Below are 20724 nucleotides of genomic sequence, written 5' to 3'. Positions count from 1 at the left end.
CTTCCGGTCTTCGCCCTGCCCAACTCACCCGGAGACGCGACCACTTGCTCCGAGGACCGGCAGACCGAGGCCGTCCCGAAGCCGGGCGGCGAGGCGCGCGACCGTCCGGGGATCCGTCCCTTCCGCCGCCAGGAGACCGGCAAGCCGACGCACCGCGTCGCGGTACACCTCGTCGGCGTACCGCCAGTCGGTGAGTACGGAGTGCGGCTCCCCCGGCAGTACGAGGCCGACAGCCGTGTCCCATGCCCGGGCGGCGTTCGGGACCGTGTTCTCGAAGTCCGTGAACGCCGACCGCCAGATCCGGCGTGCCGCGGCGACGGCGACCGCTTCGAGGGCGTCCGGCCACGGGCCGGGGCGGGCCAGCAGGAGCCGCACCTGGTCGAGCGGTGCCAGTCCGCTGCCGCGCACACCTCCGCCGAGTTGTGCCTCGACGTCCATTCCGGGGGTGACGCCGATGCCCGCGTCCCTCAGCTCGGCCAGGGTGACGACCTCGGCGGCGGAGAACCCCGGAAGGCTGCCGGACAGATCCTCCGCGCTCACCTGACCGGCGATCCAACGGCGTCGGGCCTCCTCGGACCACGGCGCCCGGAGCGGGGTGTCGTCGCCGGTCGTGATGACGGCGTCGCGGCCTGAGCCAGGGGCGTTGTCCGGCAGCGTTCCCGGGCCCGCCTGCCGCGTCACGTCGTCCGCCGGCGCCTGGGTGCCGTTGGTGGCCACAGGGGCGGCGGGGGCGTCGGGGCCCGTCGCGTCGGAGGCCGTCAGCCCGCCCGTGCGGGCGGCGTGCAGCAGGTGGGCGAGCAGGCCGGCGGTGAGGGTGCGGTCCCAGCCGTGCCGGGTGGCGTACCGTCCGGCGATGTGCTGGAGCCCGCCCCAGGTGAGCAGGCCGGGGTCGCTGGTGCCGGCCGCCTGGAAGCGGAGCCGTTCGAGGGCGCCGAAGCCCTCGATCAGCCCGTGGAACTCCGCCTCCCGGGCGGGGTCGGAGTCGATGTGCGCGCCGTGGGTGAGCCGCAGGGCCCGTACCCAGTGCAGGGCGCGGTCGGTGCGTCCCGGCAGGCCGTCGGGCAGTCCGCCGAGGTCGGCGAGCGCGTCGAGGGCGGCGGTCCTCGGCTCGGGCGGGAACTCCCCTATGTGACCGGCGGGGTTGTCGGGGTCGTCGTACACGATGAGGTGCGGCGGCAGACCGCCGGCGGCCTCGCTCGGGGTGATCTGCCGGTCGACGGTGAAGACGGTGCGGCGGACCTCGTTGGCGACGTACTGGGCGGAGGAGGGGTGGGTGAGGAGGTCCTGGTCGGGGCGGGTCATGGACAGTTCGCAGATCAGCAGCCACACCGGTACGTCGGGCGCCAGCGTCCGCAGGCTCTTGCGCCGCGCCAGGACACGGCCCAACTGCCGTGGGTGCACGGCCTGGTTGGCGTGGGTGCTGCGGCGGGCCAGCGTGGTGCGTCCGCTGTCGCCGTGGCCGACGGCGATATAGGAGTCGGCCAGACCGCGCGGCAGGGGCAGCGGGCCGCTCTCCCTGCCGGCGTACACACCGGGCAGTCCCTCCATGACGAGGATGTGCTGCTGGATGGCGGACACCACCCGCATGGCCTCGTCGCGCATCGCCATGTCGTGCGCGTCGAGGAACACCCGCCCGGTCAGTGTCCGTCCGTCGACCGTGACCAGCGGGTACGAGTGGATGTCGGTGTCCGGGAAGAGGGTGTTGTTCGCTGCCCTGACGGTGGCCGCCGGGTCGTCCGGGACCAGTCCCGGGTCGGCGGGGATCCAGGCCCCGGCCGGTTCCCCGGGGGCGGGGGCGGCCAGGACCGGCACCCGGAGGCCGTCCGGGGCCGTCTCCAGCCGCAGGTCGCCGTAGCTGAACCAGGCACGCGTTCCGGTGCGGTCGGCGACGACGCGGGCGAGGGTCTCGTTGCGGCCGTCCTCGTCGGCGATCAGGATCACCACTGGCACGTCCGGCCGCCGCTCCGGGTCGTGCAGCACCAGTTCGGCGAACTCCTCGTCGGACACCGGGATTCCGCCCGCCAGCAGCAGTCCCTCGTCGTTGCGCTCCACCAGCACCGCGTGGGCGGTCGGCCCCCAGAGCGAGGGGTGGACGCCCGTGGGGTCGGCGACGACGTCCAGGTGCAGCCGGATGCCGGGGCGTCCGGTCCAGTTCCTGCCGTACGGCGTGTTGTCGGCGCCGCTGAGGAGGGTCTGCTGCGGGTAGCCGTGCTGCCGGGTCAGCCCGTAGGCGGCGATGGCGGCGAGGCTGCCGGCCCGGCCCCTGCGGTGGGCGCTGCTCGCGAGGGTGAAGGCGTCGTAGTGCCGGGCCGCGTCGACCGGTTCGTCCGGTGCCAGGTGGAGCAGGGTCCGGGTGACGCCGTCGAGGTCCAGGGTGCCGCCGAAGCGGGGGTGTCCGGCGCGCGCCGCCTCGATCACGCGCAGGGAGTGGAACAGTCCGTTGCGCAACTCCTGTGTGAGCGGCTGGGATCCGAAGGTGGCGTCGACGACCGCCCACAGTTCCCGCAGCCGCTGCTGTGCCGCGCCGTCGGTGGGCGGCGGCGCCGCGGCGGGCTCCGCGGGCGGTACGGGGGTGGGGTGCGGCAGCGGGAGCGGCGCGGGGGTGTGCGGCTGGGGTGTGTGGGTGCCGGTGGCGCCGTCCCACAGGGCGCGGACGGCCACGTAGGCGTCGTCGCCGTCACCCTGCCGGCCCTCGGCGACGTCCCACAGCGCTCGGGCACGGGCCAGCGCCTCGTTCTCGACGTCGGTGGCGTCGACGGGGTTGACCTCGGCGGCACGCACTCCGCGCGGCCGGGCGGGCGCGACACTGCGCGGATGGCGGGGGCGGGGCTCGGGACCCTCGCCGTACAGGCGTCGCAGCAGCGGGTGGAGGTCCGGGTGGTGTTCGCGCACCCACTCGGGGCCGTCGTTGTGGCGCGGCAGTCCGGTGTACGGGTCGAAGCCGCCGTTCGTCATCAGGTAGACGTTGGTGAGCTGGGCGAAGAACTCGCGTTCGTCGCGGCTGCTGTAGTTGGGGTCGCTACGGCGGCCGTCGGCGTCCTGGCCGTAGAGGGCGCCGTCCGGCCAGGCGCCCGCCTCGCCGAGCCGCCGGGTGGCCTCGTAGGCGTCGGTGACGCGCTGCTGGTCGACGGGATCCAGGCCGTACAGGTGGACGGTGTGGGCGACCTCGTGCACGGTCGTCGAGTAGCCGTCGGCCTGTGCGTCCTCGCCGTCCGGGACGGTGGTGCGCTCGCCCAGCAGGTTCTCCTCGGTGACGGCCGCGCTGCGCAGGCCGGCACCGCGCACAGTCTCCCAGGGGCGGCCGTCGTCGGTGAGTCCGCCCCGCAGATGGCGGAAGGCGTCCTGGGCCGTCATGGCCTCGCTCCTGGGCACCACCACGACCCGCGAACCGCGCTTGAGCAGCCGCGCGGCGACATCCGGGTCCTGGAGCAGCCGGGCGACCTGGGTTCGGGCCCGGTCACCGGCGGAGACGGGCTGTTCGACCCCGTCGGGCACCTGGGTCATCAACTGAGCGGCGACCGTGGCGAATTCGGCCGGGGGAAGGGCGTCGCGCAGGGCGTCCACCAGTGCGGGGTCGGCGGCCAGCCGCTCACGGTGCGCGGACGGCAGCAGCGCCAGCGCCGCGTCACGGCCGGCGGTCGACAGGCCGGGAAGGCGCGCGGCGAGTGAGCGGACCGGGTCGGTGATGACCTCCGGGAGGGCTCGCAGTTCGTCCGCCAGGGCGGTCAACTCGGCGCTCAGCTCAGCGCGTTCGGCTTCGGTGACGCCGAGGGCGCGCCAGGTCCGCTCATGGCGGGCCAGGGCTTCGGGGTCGAGGGCGGCGGAGTCGAGCAGTTCGCTGAGGCGTACGGCGAGGGAGCCGTCCACTCCGGAGCCGTAGGTGGCCTGGTGGGCGAGGACCGGCGTGACCGTACGGGGGCCGCTGTCGGCGTGCAGGGCCCACAGCAGGTCGAGGAGGTCGCGGCCACGCAGGTCGGGGTCGGTGCCGGTGGCGAGGGCGAGGGCGGCGTCGGCCACGGACTCGGCGGGTGCCGGCAGGGTGAAGCCGTCGACGGTGACCGTGCCGGTGGGCGGGCGGTCCGTCGCCGTGATCGTGATGTCGACGCCGTCCACCGACACGTCGAGGACCCGGGCGCCACCCGTGCCGGGACGGATCCGTACCGACGCTCCGGGCAGCGCCGCGCGGATCGCGGCGACGGGGGGCGGTCCGGGCAGCTGGAACTCCACGGCGCCCAGTGGCCGGGACTGCCCGAACTGCACCCGGCCACGGGCGGCTCCGGCCAGCACCACGGGGTGTCCGAGGCCGTGCAGTACGGCGGCGACCCGGCGGGCGGTGTCCAGCTTGCCGGTGTCGTCGGTGGACAGGGGGGCCCGCGTCGTCATGGGGGACGACGGCGGGGGCGCGGCCGCGGGCGGGGGGTCCTTCGGCGGGGGCGGGGCCGTCTTCACCTGGTCGGTCCGTACGACGACGCCGAGCCGGGCACTGAACAGGGCCGCCACGTTGGCCAGCCAGTCGGCGGCCGCCGCCGCGTCCAGGCCCGGGCGGACCGTCTCGCTCATGTAGCGGCCCGACTTGTCGTTCACCACCCCGGACCCCTGCTCCGCGCTCCACCGGAACTCGCCGGACACCCGGCTGCGCCCCGGCAGTGTCCGGCCCGCGTCCTGCCCGCCCTCGGCGACGAAACCGGCGGCGATACCGGTGTGGCCCAGCCCGTCCAGCGCCTCGCGCAGCGACTCGGCCGTCAGGTCGGGGTCCTTCTCCCGCATGCCCGCCAGCAGTGTGTCGAACTGCTCCGGCGTGATGATGCCGCTCAGGGCCTCCGTACCGAGGATCACCCGCCCGTCGTCGGTGACCGTGTACAGCCACACTGCGTCCCGGTTGCCGGTGATCAGCAGGTTCGGGTCCACCTCGTCCAGCGGCACCCACAGCGGGTTCAGCCGTACGTCGCCGCCCTGGTCGCGCTCTTCGTCCTTGATCCGCTTCGGGAGGACCGGGTCGCCGAAGCGGTCGCGGGCGCCGGCGTCGCTGCCGTCGTAGTGGTTGACGCCGTTGTAGTAGACCTCCGTCTGACGGGTGGCGTTGTCCGGTCCCGCGCCGCTGACCCGGCGGGCGCCGTCCGGGAACGACCGCACCACGTCGACCCGCAGGTCGAAGGCGTGCGCGAGGAGGGGCAGGAAGATCTCACCCTCGGGTGTCCCCCAGCGGTGTTCCCAGTTGACGACGGCGTCCATCAGCCGGGCCGACTCGGTGTCGTCCAGCGGGGCGGTGCTCTGGGTGTAGGCGGTGCCCAGGAGGCGGGCGAGGGCGGTGTCGTCGAGGTCGCCGGGGGCCGGCAGCAGGCCGTTCCGCTCCAGGTGGTCGAACATCTGGCGTGGGCTCAGGTTCTCGGCGTCCGCCTCCAGTACGGCCCTGGCGTCCATGGGGGACATCGTCGGGTCGGCGGGGCGGGCGGCCATACGTGCGTCGACGTACCGTCGCGCCAGGTCGGCGGGGTCGAGGGCCTCGGCCACGGGGACGCGCCGGATGCCGTGGTGGGCGAGGAGGGCCAGCCTGCCGGGCCGGTCCATCCCGCGGATGCGCGTCTCGAACTCGGTGGCGACCGTCTGCCGGAACTGTCCGACGATCTGCGGGTGCAGCCGGCCGCCGCTGCGGCCCACGTAGCCCTCGATGGAGGACCGCATGGCCCGCAGGACGACCCGGGAGGGGCCGCTTCCGGCGCCGGACGCGGACCGGCGGCGCAGTTCGCGGCGTACCGCGTCGGGGTCGCCCAGCCAGTCGTGGGCGGCGGGGTCGGTGGCGGCGAGACCGGGGAGCCGGGTGCGGATGTGTGCGGGGTCGCCGGCCATGAAGGAGTAGAGAAGACACTCCCCCGTCCCGGGCACGGGCACGCGCCGGCCCCGCGCCGGTCTGCTCTCGCTCGACGGCTCGTGCACACCGCTCTTCGGGGCGGGGATTTCCGTGCCTTTGGGCACGGCTCCCTTGGGGAGGGGGGTCGCGGTCTTCGCAAGGAGGTCCGTGGGATCGCTGCCCGTGCCCTTCGTGAGGGGCTCCGTTCCCTTCGGCAGCGGGGCAGTGGTCGTCGCAAGGGGGTCCGTGGGCTCGGTGAGCACGCCCGTGCCCTTCGGCAAGGGGGCCGTGTCCTTCGCCAACGGTTCCGGTCCCTTCGGCGCCGGCAGTGGCTTCGGGGGTGGCTGGGTGGGCGGTACCGCCAGTTGGTAGTGACGGTCGTCGAGACTCAGGACCACGTGGGCGTCGGGGTGTGACGTGGTGCCGGTGAGGGTCGGGTCGGTCGTCGGGGGTGTCGGGGTGAAGTCCTGGAACGAGCCGTCGGCGGTGACCACCGTGACGCGTACGCCGAAGGTGCGGGCGGCGAGCAGCGGGAGCAGGTCGGAGGCCGCGTGGTCCCAGCCGGACTCGGACGCCGCGTCACCCCGGCGCAGCAGCTGGGCGACGGCGAGTTCGGCCCGTACTTCGGGCGTCAGGCCGACGGCGTGCGGCATCAGGCCGCCGAGCCCGTCGAACTCACGGCGTGCCGGGGTGTCCGTACCGAGGTCGAGGCCCGCCGCGGCGATCTCCTCCGGGGTGAAGGTGTCGGTGTGGTCGGGTGCTACGGCGGCGAGCAGCTCCGCGTCGGCGTGGTCGGTGAGCCAGGTCGCCATCCTGCGGCGCAGATCGGCCGTCGCCCGTGGATCGGCGAGGTCGATGCCCTGCGCGGCCGGCAGGCCGGGAGCGGCCCGTTCGAGACCGAGCGCGAGCGCGCGGAAGAACGCGTCGCCGTCCCTCGGCACGTCCTGGAGCGTGTACGTCTCCCCCGTCGGCGAGGTGAGCTCGGTGGCGGTCCTGGTGTAGCGGGGCGGCGCCGGGGGTTTGACCACCGGTGCCTTGGGCGGGGCCTGGTAGGTCACGGCGGGCGGTTCGGCGAGGCCGTCCAGTTCGGCGAGGCCCTCCGGGGTGGCGGCGAGCCGGTGCCAGCGGGTGAGCTGGTCCGCCCCGGACCGTACCCGGTGGTACTCGGCCGCGGCCTTCTCCGCCGTGTCCCGGAGCGCGTCCAGTTCACCCCGCCGCTTGTCGAAGGCGTCGCGGGCGGTGTCACGGAGGGCGGTGGCGTCGTTCAGGGCCCGGCCGGGCGCGCGGGCCGACAGCAGGGCCGCGTCGAGCCGGGCGTCGGCCGCCGCCTTCTCCGCGCGCGCGGTCTCCAGCCGCAGATCGGCCGCCGCCCGCAGCGTCCGGGCGGTCTCCTTCGCCCCGGCCAACCGGGCTGCGGCGGCGTCCTGTTCGTCCCGCAGAAGCTGCGCCCAGCCGTCGTGGTCGGGTTCGGCGTACATGTCGTCGGCGAAGGCGTCGACCTCGGCCTGTGCGGTGGCCACGGTCGTGTCCGCGATGCCGTGGTCGCGGAGCGCGTCGGCCTCGGCCCGGCTCAGCGCGGTGTCCGCCGTGTCGACGTCGGCGCGTGCCAGCTCCACGGGCCGGTTCGCCGCGCGGGCGGTCCGGGCCGCCCGGTCGACGACGGACTGCGCGGCGTCGAGGTCGGCGCGCAGCCCGCCGGAGGCGCGCCGCTTCTTCCAGTACGCCTTGTCGGCGTCGACCCACGCCTTGCTCGCGCTCTCCACCGCGTCCCACGCCTCGGAGACCCGGTCGGGGAAGTTGGTGTCGGTGATCAGCCGCAGGTCACGTGCCACGTCCTCCCGGATCCAGGTGACGACGTACGCCTCGGACTCCATGGCCTGCGGACCCGACCGGGCCTTGGCGAAGGTGCCGCCCCTGATCCGGTTGGCGAGCTTGGAGTCCACGATGCCGCGGTGCACGTCGCCGACGCTCAGCCAGGTGGCGGGGACGGCGAACAGGAAGGAACGGCCCGTCTTGGGCTTGAGGTTGCGCGAGGTCAGATGGTCGTCGCCGACCGGCAGCACATCGGCGTCGAGGTCGCTCGGGCCGGGGACGAAGACGCCGATCTGGTTGAGGCCGGCGTTGGCGGGCGAGTCGTACAGGAAGCCGCCGCCGACGTTCGCGGACTGGCTGTGCTCGACGGACGACGACGTGCCGGCGTTCTCCCCGTACCGTCGGAGCACCTCGAGTTTCTTGCCGTCGGCGACCGTCAGCAGCAGGGCGCGGCTGAAGTCGGGGGCCGAGCGCAGGGTCAGCCGTCCGGTGTCGGTACCGACGAGGGACTTCTCGGTCAGCCCCGCCACCTGGTAGCCGTCCGGCTCGGTGGTGCGGGGGAAGAACGCGGTGACGGCCGTCGAGCTGGTGCCGTCCTCCAGCGCCTGCGCCGAGCCGGTGCCGAGGCGGGTCAGCCCGGTGTCCCTGGTGGTGCGCAGCAGTTCGGTCAGGATGTCGTCGTCGGGGCCGTCCTCCGCCTCCAGGGCGCGCAGGGAGAAGCCGACGTCGTACGCCTTGGTCAGCAGGAGGTCGCCGGCCATGCGGATGTTCTCGATGCCGATGATCCCGCGAGGGTGCATGCCGTTCTCGGGGAAGGTGAACGGCCGTACGACGCCGTCTCCGTCCAGGACCGTCAGTGCCTCGCCGCCCTTGGGGACGGGCACCGGCCGGGGCGGGCCGGTCAGGGCGGGGTCGGCCGCCGGATCGGGTGCGGGCAGCAGCCGGGCTGCTCCGGCCGTCGTGGCCACGGGTTCCATCAGGCTGAGCGGCATGTGTTCGCGCAGTTCGCCGACGTCGTCCTCCTCGACGAGGGTCAGCCGGCCCCGGAAGCGGTCGAGGGCCGTGGACTCCGCCTCCTCCAGGCCCGGTTGGGCCGGTGCGCCGGTGTGGGGGGTGTCGTCGGCCTCCAGGGTGACGCGCATGCGGTACGGGGTGACGATCTCCGCGTGCGGTTCGGTGGACGCCGCCCGGTAGATGGTGACGGTGGTGACCGTGTGGCTGGACGCGACCGTCTTGCGGTTCGAGCCGGTCTCGGTGTACGTCGGTCCGGCGGCCGGGACATGGGTGTCGCCGGTGTGCACCATCTGGCTGGTGAGGAAACCCAGGTCCGCCCCGGCGGAGGACTCCGAGTTCCGCTGGGCGGTCTCGATCGCCCGCCGGTTCTCCTCCAGCTCGGCGCTGTGATCGAGTCCTTCGAACTTCGGTGTTCCGGGCAGCAGTTCGACGCGTACCCGGACCCGCCGGCTGCCGATCCGTACGCTGCCCCAGCCCCAGCCGCCGGCCTTGACCAGGGTCGACGGGCCGGTCGTGGTCATCTCCCCCTTCAGCGCCCGGGTGGCGCGTGCCGTCACCAGCTGCCGTACGCGCTCCCGGCTCTGGTCGTCCAGCCCCAGCTTGCCGATCCGCCGGTCGAAGGCGAGCAGGACGTCCGTGGGGTCGAGGGCGTTGACGGCGTAGCTGCCGAAGGCGGCGCCGCGCATCCAGGGCTGGGGCGTCCAGGGCTGCCCGGTGTAGCGGGGGACGGCGCCGAAGCCGTCGTCGATCAGCCCCATCCGGTGCGCGCTCTTCTCGGGCAGATGGCCCAACAGCCCGCCGGGGCTTGTCAGTTCCGTGCCCGCCGCCCCGGCGAAGGTACTCGGCACCAGGGCGCTGCCCGCGGCCGCCGTGCCGATCCGGCCCGTGCCCAGCCGGCTCGACAGCAGCGCGAACCAGTGCTGGACGTCGCCGGCCACCAGCACCTGGTGGGTGAACCCCTTGCGGTTCATGTCCGCGACGACGGTCCGCACGACGCTGAGGCTGTGCGTGCCGGTTCTGGAGAACGGGTTGGCGACGATGCCGTATCCGCCCATGATGCCGTGTCCCGGGTTCTGGGCGACGGAGTAGATCAGCTGGCCGCCGAAGACGAAGCTGGTGCTGTCGCTGAGCTTGCCGGCGGCCTGCCGGGTGCCACCGAGTGTCATCTCGGTGTCCATGGACATCGGCGGGGTGAGGGCGCGCAGGCCGCCGACCGTCGTCGTGTAGCGGAAGGTTCCCCACAGCTCGCCGTACGGCCCCTCGCCCAGCAGGCCGCTGCCCACCATGCCCAGCGGGCCCGAGCTCTGGTCGAAGCTCGACGTCAGATACTGCGGGGTGAAGGTGCGGACGATGGCGTCGCGGGTGGGAGCGCCCTCCTTCACCAGCTGCCAGGCGCCGCCGGACGCGGCCCGCAGGACCCGGCCGACCTCGGCGACGAGGGCGGGCGACAGCACCATGTTCACGATGACGAAGGGGTGCTGGCGGAACTCCCCGAACTGTGGTGTCCCGCGGTCGGCGAGCCGTACGGTGCCGGTGCCGTCGGGGAGTTCGAGGTCGCCCCTGGCCAGGGCGAGGGCCCGGTCGGTGGGCATGGGGGTCGGGTCGGGCTCGTCGGTCAGATACGGGTTGAGGGCCCCGTCGGCGTACGGGTCGGCGTCGGGGGTGTGCTGGACGGGGACGCCGAGGAGGACCTGGCCGGTCATGGGTCCGCCGCCGCGCAGCCGGCCGAGCGCGTTCCGGCCGAACAGCACATTGACCGGCTCGTCGAGGACCAGCAGTCCCGGCAGTCCGAGGCCGAGGCCGCGGATGAGGCCGCGGGGCCGCCAGTAGCCGCCGAGGCTCGCGGTGAGGGAGAGGTCGTAGCGGTAGAGGTGGGTGGGCTGGTTGCTCACCGACATCGGCTCGTTGGTGACGGTCGAACCGAAGGTGGTCTCCGCCTCCCACTGCCAGCCCTGGCGGGCGCCCAGGGTCAGCCCGAGGGTGTTGCGGGGCAGGCCGGCGAGTTCGTCGCGGTCGTTGTCCCGGCCCGAGAACGTGCCCTCGAAGCCCAGGTCCACGCCGTGCTTGACGCTGACCTGGCCGTCGATCCGGTCGATGCCCTGAGCGCTGAAACGCATGCCCTCGTGGACGTCCTTGCCCTCGTAGCGGCGCCGGGTCAGCGTCCCGTGCACCCGCAGGGTGTAGTAGACCGTCCCGATCGAGTCGGGGTCCGTGAGCCGGATCGGCAGGCCGACGGTGGTCAGCGCCTCCAGGTTCGCGGTGACGTTCTGCTGGGAGAGCACGCCGAGCACCTGGAGGGTGTTCTGGAGCGCGATCCGGTACTTCACCGGGTCGGTCCACCGGGGTGGGACGGGAAGGCTTTGGGCGGCCTTCAGCACCTGGTCGGGGTCGCGTCGGAGCAGGTCGCCCAAGCGGGCGCGCCAGCCCTTGGGCAGGTTTGGCGGCAGCAGCTGGTCGAGCGGGACCACGAGCCCCTGATTGAGGTTGCCGATGGCCTGGACGACCCCGTCGGCGAAGGCGTCCAGCAGGGTGCGGCCGACGCCGTCCGCCGTGTCGGGGGTGACGCGGGTGCGCAGGCCGTCGTCGAAGGTGAACTCCTTCACGCGGTGCATGCCCAGGGTGCGCGGGCGGTCCACGGTCAGATAGGCCGGGACGTGCGGCGGGGCGGCGCCGTTGCGCAGGGCGAGCGCGGTGCCGTCGTCCCATCCGGCCAGCCTCCGGGCCTCGGAGCTGGTCATGCGGTCCAGGCTCCAGGTGAGGAAACGCGTCGGCGGCCCGTTGTCCCCGGCCCGCCGTACCCGTACCGACTTCACCACCAGGTAGAGGGCCGTCTTCGGGCCCTTCACCTGCCCCGCGGAACGCATCGTGCCGGCCGCGCCGAGTCCGACGGACCAGGTCTTCGCGTACGAGTACTGGGCCGTGGGACCGAACTGGAGCCGCAGGTCGAAGGGGGCCGCTCCGGGGTCGTAGAAGTTGAAGGCGGGTCCGGCGACGGCCTGCAGCAGCAGGCTTCTGCCGTCGGCCCGGCTGCGTTCGCTGCGGACGGTCGAGGTGTTGATGTCGCGCATCTCGGCCTGGTCGGTCTCGCCGACGAGCACGGCGGCCCGCGGGATCAGCTCCTCCACCACGAAGACGCCCAGCGGCGACTTCCTCTTGTCGTCGGCGAACAGGGGCGGGGTGGTGATCCGGCCGCGCGCCATGGTGCCGGCGTGCCGCTGGAAGCTGTCGCCGGAGAAGAAGATGTCCAGTTCGGTGTAGGCGGAGCTGCCCGGCCGGGCAACGATCTGTGCGGCCGCCCAGTCACGGATCGCGGCGACCGGTCCGAAGCCCTCGATACGGACGAACCGGTACTGCGAGTCGCGGTCGAGGGTGATCGACCGGGGGATCCTGCCCGGCTTCGGGATCTTCGTCACGCTGTCCGGGAGGCGTACGAGGAGGCCCTTGCGGACGCCGAAGGAGAACCGTGCGGGCGTGTCCGGGTCCGTGTCGGTGCCCGTGACGAGCTGTCCGGCGGTGTCGGTGACGCGTATCTCGTAGTGGACGTCGTCCAGGTAGGCCCGGGACTTGTCCAGGGTGCGGGTCTCCATCTGGTTCATCCGCTGGTCGGTGAGCGTGTAGCCGACCTTGTTGATGAAGCCGAACCGCAGGGCGAGCCGGCCGAAGCCGCCGAACGCCGCCGTGCCGGCCGGGCCGATCGGACCGCCGAGGCCGTACTGGGAGTTGGCCTGCATGTTCTTGGTCAGGCCGAACGTGGCGGCCGCCCGGTGCATGCTGTCGATCTTCGAGGAGTCCCCGATGCCGTCGTCGAACGGGGCCCACGTGCCGTAGTGCCGCGCCCTGATCCACAGGACGCGGGTCTTTCCCTCGGCGTTGACGTACGGGAAGGGGCGGCCCTGGCCGTCGGCGAGGGTCTTGGGCTTGTCCCGCAGCGTCTGCCGGATGTCGTCGAGCAGTCGTGTGCCGTCGGCGGGGCGGGCGTCCGGTCTGGCCTCCACTTCGCGGCCGATGGTGTCCAGGGCCTGCTCGGTGCCGCGCAGCACGACCGTGCTCTGGCCGAACGTGCCCGGGTTGGTGAGGAGTTGGTCGACCTCGGTGGCGGTGAGGCCGGTGGGGAGCAGTGACTGGAGGTCGTCGACGTAGGCGGGCATCTGCCGGCCGTCGGTGAAGCGGGCCGGGGTGCGGCGGGTGCGCGCGGGTGGCGGCGGGGTCATGGCGGGGTCGAGGAGCGGGCGGTCCGCGGGGAGCGGGTCGGGCTCGGTGGACGGCGTGACGGCGACGGTCGTGGTGGTCTCGGCCGCGAAGGTGGTGTCCGGGGTGTCGGGGTTCGCCGGGGGCGCCGGCCGGGTGGCCGTCCAGTCGTCGGCCCGCTGGCGGCTGCCGTCGGCCATGGGGAGCAGGGCGAGGACGTGCGGGTCCGCGGGGTCGCTCTGGGCGAGCAGGTCGACCGGGCCCGGTGAGGTCCATACGCCGCGTCCGGTTCCGGCGGCGAGCGCGTTCACGGCCCCCGGTGACGGCGGTGCGGCGGGTGTCGTGGTGGAGGCGAGGACGATGTCCGCGGCCGGTGGGCGGGCGCCCAGCCCGGGGTCCCGGGCCAGCAGCTCGGCGACCTCCTCGTACGGAACCCGGACGCGGACCCCGCCGGGGAGGGTCATGACCAGGTGGCCGGGCCCGCTCTCGCCCCGCACCAGATACGGGGCCGGCCGGGCGGTGTCGGCTGTCCACGGCATCTTCGCCCGGCGCAGGGCGCGGTGGCCGCCGTCGGGGGTCGCCGCCATGACGAGGGCGCTGTGCACGTCCACCGACCGACCGGCCGTGCCCGGCGCCCAATGACGCCCGGCCGGGACCCCCTTGTCGTCGTACAGCAGGCTCTCGGGTGCCAGGGCGCCCAGCAACTCCAGGTGGTAGGCGCCCAGCTCGGTCAGGTCGTCGAGGTCCACACCGGCTGCCGCCGCCCGCGTGACGAGGTCGAGCAGGTCGGTGCGCAGGGCGGGGTCCGGCTGGTCCAGGTGGAGCAGGCGGGCCGTGAGGGCGTCGGGGTCGGGGGTGCGGCTCTCCCACTCCAGGGCCTTCACCATCGCCCAGAACAGCTCGGCCCGTTCGGGCCGTCCGACGGCCGCCGTGTACGGGTCGAGGCCCAGGATCCGGGCGGCCTCGTCGTTCACGTCCTGCTCCGGGATGCCGGCCGTCCCCTCGGCCACCAGGGTGACGTGCGGCAGGGTCACGAGGTCGGTGAGGACGGCGGCGGGGTTGCGGCTCAGGGTGTCGGCGGCCCTGGTCAGCAGCTCCCGGTAGACGTCGGATGTCGGCTCGCCGTCCACGACCCCGTGTTCCGTCGCCCGGAGTTCGCGGGCCGCGCGCTCGAACAGGTCCAGGCTGAACGGGCCGGCGCCCCGCAGCACCGGGTCGGCGTGGAGCATGATCTCCAACGCGCCGATCGCTGCCAGGAGTTCGCCGTAGCGGCTGTCGTCCTCGATGGCCACCCCGAACGTCAGCCGCAGTGCGCGCACCAGCCGCAGGGTCCGCTCACGGGTCTCCTCGGAGGCCGGTCCCAGCGGGTCGGTGTGCAGTCCCGCCGCGCGGGCGCGGTCGTCCAGCGGGGTCCCGGCGGGTTCCGGCCGGTGCTCCAGCCACTTCCCGCGGCGCCCCCGTGAGTCGGTGTGGATGAGGTGGACGGGGACGCCGTCGCGCCAGCTCATGCCGACCGTGCGGGTACCGCCGTACACGACGCGCCCGGTCTCGTTGGCCACGTGCTGGCTCTCGCTGACGGCGCCCAGCGGGTCGGGGACGAAGGTGTCGTCGACGCCCCGGCGCGTACGGACCAGGCTCGGCGCCGCGCCGCTGGAGCACGCCTGCATCAGCACGGCGTGGTCCCTGGGCAGCCGGGCCAGGCTCGGCCGGCGCTTGAGCATGCCGCCGGTGCGCTCACCGCGGGTGCTGTGGTCGGGGTTCGCCCCGGTCGGCACCCGGGTCTCCCCCGGCCGGGCGTGCGCGGCGAACACGTACACCGGCTTTCCGGCGAACAGGACGGGTTCGGTGTCCTTGTGCCACTCCCCGGTGGCCTTGTTGTGGTGGTGGAGCTCCGTCGCCGTCGTCGCGTACCGGAGGTTGTGCATCATCTTCAGGGGCTCGGAGTCATCGAAGACGCCCCGGCCGATCGGGCCCTTGTCGGTGACGATGGTGTGGGACAGCGTGTCCTGTTCCCAGTAAGGGGCGTTCGCCCGGTCGAGCACCTGGCCGGGGGTGCTGCGGATCCAGTCGGCGTGGTGCAGGTCCCGGCCACCGCGCAGGGAGACGACGTGCGGCTGTGCCGGGTCGTCCTGCGGGGTGACGTCCACACCGCCGTTGGCCGACCAGACGTCCCTGCCGATCCGGTCGGCCGCCCGGCGCGGCAGGTCCAGTCCGCGCCCTCCCGCGTCGGAGACGAGCAGCACCACGGGAACGCCGGCGGGCGCCCCCGCCAACTCCGGGTCAAGGGCGAGGAGTTCCGCGAACACGTCGAGCGGCACCTCGCGCGGGGCGCCGTCGTGACCTCGTACGACGATGTGCCGGTGGGTGCCCTCCGCCCGCACGACGTACGGTTCCGGCTCACCGGGGCGGTGCCAGGGCGCGGTGTTCACATCGGCGCGGTACAGGCCGCCGTCGGACTGGAGCGTGGTCCTCCCGGTTTCGGTGAGGTCCAGGCCGGGCACGACGGTGCCCGTCCAGTCCCGGCCGCGGACGCGCCCGTCGGGGGCGGTCAGGGCGTGGGTGGGTGAGAGCACGCCCTGCCGCTGGAGCTGGAGCGCGGCGAGGCCGGCCAGGCTCGTCATCTGCGCGGCGGCGTCCGACGTGACAAGGCCGAGCACCCGGCCGCGCTGCGCGTCGGTCACCTGGGCGGTGTGGTCCAGGAGCAGTACCCGGCGGACCACGGCGTCCAGGTCGAACGGACGGGGCGGCATGCCGGGCAGCTCGAAGCCCACCTCGGGGTCGCCCAGGCGCAGTCGGTCGAGGCGGGTGAGGCCGTCGCGGAGGTCCGGGTACAGGGGGCCGGTCAGGACGCCGGGACCGTAGAGGTCCGTCAGCAGCTCCTGCCACCGGGCCTCCTCCGGGCCGGGTTCCGCCACCGGGTCGGCGGTCGTCGCCGCGTCGTCCAGGTGGTCCGGCAGCGGGGTGTCGAGGCCGGCGAGCAGGCCGTCCAGGTTCGGCAGCGGGGTGGTGAGCCCGTCGGCCGGTCCGGGGTCGAGGAGGCCGGCGAGCGCGGCGGGCGGGCGGGGCTCACTCCGGTCCGCGAAGGTGATGTCGTCCGTGCCGGGGGTGCCCTGGGCGGGGCGGACGGCCGTCCAGTCGGCGGCGACCGGGCGGCCGGGGGCGGAGGGGAGCAGGGTGGGGACGTGGGGCCGGGACGGGCCGGTGCCGGCCAGGGCGACGTTGCCCCGCGAGGCCCATACGGTACGGCCGGTGCCGGCGCTGATGACGGACCGCGGATCGGAGGGGGTACCGGTGGCCGGTCCGGTGGCCGTCTTCGAGATCGCCAGGACGATGTCCGTGCCGTCCGCCGGGCGGGCGTTCAGTACCGGGTCGCGGGCCAGCAGCTCGGCGACCTCGTCGTAGGGCACCCGGGCGCGGAAGCCGCCGGGGAGGTTCATCCGCAGATGGTCGCGGCCGCCCCCGGCCCACACCGTGTACGCCGAGGGCCCGCCGGGCGTGCTCCACGGCGGGCGTTCCTGGGCCACGGGCTGGAAGCCGCCGCCCGGCTTCGGGGCGGCGACGACGATCCGGTCGGTCGCCATGGTCGCGTTCGGCGGGGCCTGCGCCCAATGACGGCCGACCGGGGTGCCGTCGGTGCCCCGGAGCTGGGTCGCGGGGTCCAGGGCGCCGAGTGTCTCCAGGTGGAAGGCGCCCAGTTCGGTCAGGTCGTCCACGTCGACGCCGACGGCCGCCGCCTGCGCGACGAGGCGCAGCAGGTCCGTCCGCCGGGCCGGGTCCGGCTGGTCCAGGTGCAGGACGCGGGCGGTGAGGGCGTCCGGGTCGGGGGTGCGGCTCTCCCACTCCAGGGCCTTCACCGTCGCCCAGAACAGCCGCGCCCGCTCGGGCTCCCCGACGGCCGCCGGGCCGTCGTCGAGGCGCAGGACCCGGGCGGTCTCGGCGTCCAGGTCCTGGTCCGGAAGACCGCCCAGCCTCTGCGCGGCGGCGGTGACTTGGGGCAGGGTGACGAAGTCGGACAGTACGGTGTCCGGCCGCAGGCGTACGGCCTCGGCGGCGGCGAGGAGCAGCTCCCGGTGCGCGCCGCTCCCCTGATGGGCGTGGGCGGCGCGGTCGAACAGGTCCATGGAGAACGGCCCGAGGTCGCGCAGTACCGGATCGGCCGCGCGCATCGACTCCAACGCTCCGATGCCGGTGAGGAGTTCGCCGTACCGGCTGTCGTCCTCGATGCCCACGCCGAAGGCCAGCCGCAGCGCGCGCACCAGCCGCAGGGCCCGTTCCCTGGTCGCGTCGGTCACCGGCCGGGCGGGGTCCGTGTGCAGGCCCGCCGCCGTGGCGCGGTCGTCGAGCAGGGCGCCGGCGGGTTCCGGCCGGTGCTCCACCCACGTGCCGCGCCGCCCCCGTGAGTCCGTGTAGAGGCGGTGCGCCAACGATCCGTCCGGCAGCTTCGCGAAGCCGACCAGCTGGGTGCCGCCGTACGCCGTGCGCCCGGTCTCGTTGGCGACGTGCTGGCTCTCGCTGACGACGGCGAGCGGGTCGGGGACGAAGGTGTCGGCGATGCCCCTGCGGGTGCGGACCACACCGGGCGGTTTCGCGCTGGAGCACGCCTCCATGAGGACGGCGTGGTCCTGCGGCAGCCGGGCCAGGCTCGGCCGCCGCTTCAGCATCCCGCCGGTCTCCCGCTGCCGGGAGTAGTGGGCGGAGTCCGACGTGGTCGGCGTCAGGGTCGCGCCCGGGACGGCGTGGGCGCTGTAGACGTACACGGGCTTGCCGGCGAACGGCACGGGGTCGTCGTCCTTGACCGACGTCCGCGTGGTCGGGTCGTAGTGCCACAGCTCCGACGACTCCGTGGCGAGCTTCAGCGCCGCGATCCGGCCCGGCGCCTCGGAGTCCTCGAAGACGCCCCGGCCGATGGTGCGGCCCCCGTCGCCGACGACGCTGTGCGACAGTGTCTCGCGCTCCCACTCCGGCGCGTTCTCCCGCTCCGCCGGGTCGAGCACCTGGCCGGGTTCGCTGCGGATCCACTCGGGATACGGCGTCCTCCCCTCCCCGTACACCAGGGACGGAAGGTGCGGCAGCGACGGGTCGGGCTGCCGGAACACCAGCACCTTGCCGTTGGCCGACCAGACCTCCCGGCCCACCCGGTCCGCCGCCTGGCGCGGCAGGTCCAGGCCGCGGGAACCGGCGTCGGACACGAGCAGCACCACGGGGGTGTCCGTGGGCAGCCCGGCGAGTCGGGGGTCGCGGGCGAGGAGTTCGGCGAACACGTCGACCGGGACCTGGCGGGGCGCGCCGTCGTAGCCGCGTACGACGACATGCCGGTGGTCGCCCTCCGCCATGACGACGTACGGCGCGGGCTCGCCCGGCCGGTGCCAGGGCGCGGGCTCCGGCGCGGCCGGGTGCAGGCTGCCGTCGGGCTGCCGGACAGCGCCGCCGACCTCGGTGAGGCCGGTGCCGGGGGGTGCGGTGCCCGTCCAGTCGCGGCCCCATACGCCGCCGTCGTCGGCGGTGAGTTCGTGGCTGACGGAGAAGACGCCCCGGAGTTCGAGGTGGAAGGCGGCCAGGGAGGCGAGGCTGCCCGCGTGTTCCACCGCCGGGTCCAGCGCCACCCGGAACAGTTCGCCGCGCTGTGCGTCGGTCACCGGGGCGGCGGTGTCGAGGAGCAGCACCTCGCGGGTCACGGCGTCCAGGTCGAGCGGGCCGTCGCGCAGCGCGGGGACGGACTGCCGGAGCTCGTCGAGGCGGGACAGGGCGTCGTGGAGCGCGGGGTGGAGGGGGCTGGTCGGGATCGCGGGGCCGAACACGTCCGTGAGCAGCCGCTCGTACCGCTCCTCGGTGGACTCCTGGCCCTCCTCCCAGTCCATGATCATGTCGAGTGAGTCGGGGGACCCGGGGTCCGAGGACGTGCCCGTCGGGATTCCGGACGGTGCCGGGGAGCTGAACGGGGTCTCGTCGACGGCCGGCGGCTGCGCGGACTCGGTGCGCACCGGCCGGGGGGACTCCGGTACGTCGGAGCCGACGGTGGAGGGCCTGTCGACCGGCAGGGAGGTGTCCGTGCCGCCGGTCCAGTCGGTTCCCGGGGTCCTGGTCGCCGGCGGGTTGAGGGTGGAGAAGACGGTGTCGGTGTCCGGGTCGTCCGCGAAGGAGTTCCGGTAGGCGTTGCCCCCGTACGCGTTTAGGACCGGCGGGGGCGTGGCGTACGCCGGTTTGGCCGCGCCCGTCGTGCCCGGGAGTCCGTACGGGGTGACGTTGCCGCCGGTGGCGTCGCCGGTCGTGCCGTCGTCCGGGAGGGAGAAGAGCGACGATGTGTCGCTGGTGTCGCTGAACACCGACGCGGTGTCGCTGTCGCTGTGGACGGACGAGGTGTCGCCGAAGTCGCCGGTGCGGGAGAGGGAGTCGCCGCCGGGCGGCCGGTACGGCGAGGTGTAGGGGGAGTCCGCGGCCGCGTCGTAGGTGTCCCGGTACGCGGCGGGGTCGTCGTAGCGGTCCTTGTACGTGTACGTGCCGCCGCTTCCGCTGTCGTCGCGGTCGTACCGGTTCCCGCCGCCCGACGGGCCGTTGACGCCGTCGGGGCCGAAGTCGATGTTCTTGAAGTAGTTGTCGTGCAGCCACTTGCCGCCGAACTCCGCCCCGGTGGAGGCGCCTTCGAAGATGAGGCCGCTGAGGCCGGCGCTCAGGAACGTGCCGGGGTTGAGGGTGAACGTGCCCAGGAAGATGAGGCTGGTGAAGGCCTCCGCGAAGGTTTCCGCCTGGCCCTCGTTGACGAACGCGAGGGGAAGGTCGAAGACTTCCTTCCAGGTCCGGTTGTTCTTGAAGATGTTCTTGACGATCGGGCCGGCGAACTGGGAGAAGATTCCGCCGAAGAGCCCCGCGAAGGCACCCGCGACGGCGGACTGGCCGATGTCCGTCCAGTCGAACTTGTGGCGCCTGCGCTCCGGGTCGTCCGGCGCGGTCATGGAGATCAGCTGCGAGGCGAACGCGACGAACGCCTCCTGGATCGCCTCCAGCAGCACCGACAGGGGCGTGGGGATGGCCCGTCCCAGCCGCTGGAGGAGCAGCAGGATCGTGAGGGCGGTGCGCGCCTTCTGGATGGCGATCTCGGTGAGGGACGTACCACCGGTGAAGATGGACAGGGCGGCGATCAGCGCCAGTTCGATGTTCATCAGGATGAACTCGATGAGGATCTGGTACTTCGCCTCGGACAGCTTGATGGAGCGGTCGATCTGCTGGGAGCCGATGTCCCGGAGCTCGTCGGAGAACTTCTGCAGATGGTTCTGCCCGTTGTCGTCGACGAAGAGCTTCATCGCGGCGACGAACTGGTCGGCGATCCGCGGCGGGAGCGAGTTCCCGGCGGTGGAGATCGCTCCCTTCATCGCGTCCGACAGATCCCTGACGTCGTCCGCCAGCCGCTTGTACGGGTTGCGGCTGTCGAAGCCCAGGTCCTCGTTGCCCGTGGCGACGCTCGCGCCCACGTAGACCTCGAGGAACTCCCGCAGGGCGGGCGAGAACATGATCGCCATTCAGCGCCTGGTTTCGCTCTCCGAGCCCTGCGCCTCGATGTCGTCCAGCGCCTGCGTCTGTGGCCGCTGCACATGGTCGGCCTCGGCGGCGACCGCGTCGACCAGCGCCATGAAACCGCTGGTGATGGCCAGGACCGTGGCCGTCACCTGTTCCTGCTCGCGCCGGACCTGGGGGCCGACGGAGTTGGCGAAGTCGTCGTCGCCACCCTCCTCGCCCCACCAGCCCGCATAGCGGGCGTAACCGGTCTCGAACCGGGGCAGCATCTCGTCGCCGTAGCGCACGGCGTCGGCGAGGTGCCTGGAGCCCTGCAGAATCGCCTGGATGTCGGCGGAATAGTTACCGGCCAT

The 20724-nt window shown here is 73.7% G+C and carries 2 protein-coding genes; both read right to left on the bottom strand.

Annotated features, from left to right (window positions below):
- Positions 1-24: 24 nt before the first annotated feature.
- Positions 25-20376: a lonely Cys domain-containing protein gene (locus IF28_RS0109425; protein WP_030216484.1), complete on the bottom strand. Its 20352-nt coding sequence runs from the start codon at positions 20374-20376 to the stop codon at positions 25-27.
- On the bottom strand, positions 20377-20724 hold the full coding sequence (locus IF28_RS0109420; protein WP_030216483.1) for a hypothetical protein: 348 nt from the start codon (positions 20722-20724) through the stop codon (positions 20377-20379).

This window comes from Streptomyces sp. NRRL WC-3626, from assembly GCF_000718785.1.
GTDB lineage: Bacteria > Actinomycetota > Actinomycetes > Streptomycetales > Streptomycetaceae > Streptomyces > Streptomyces edwardsiae.
Note: the sequence above shows the minus strand (reverse complement) of the source record. Positions and strands in the feature narration are given on the sequence as shown.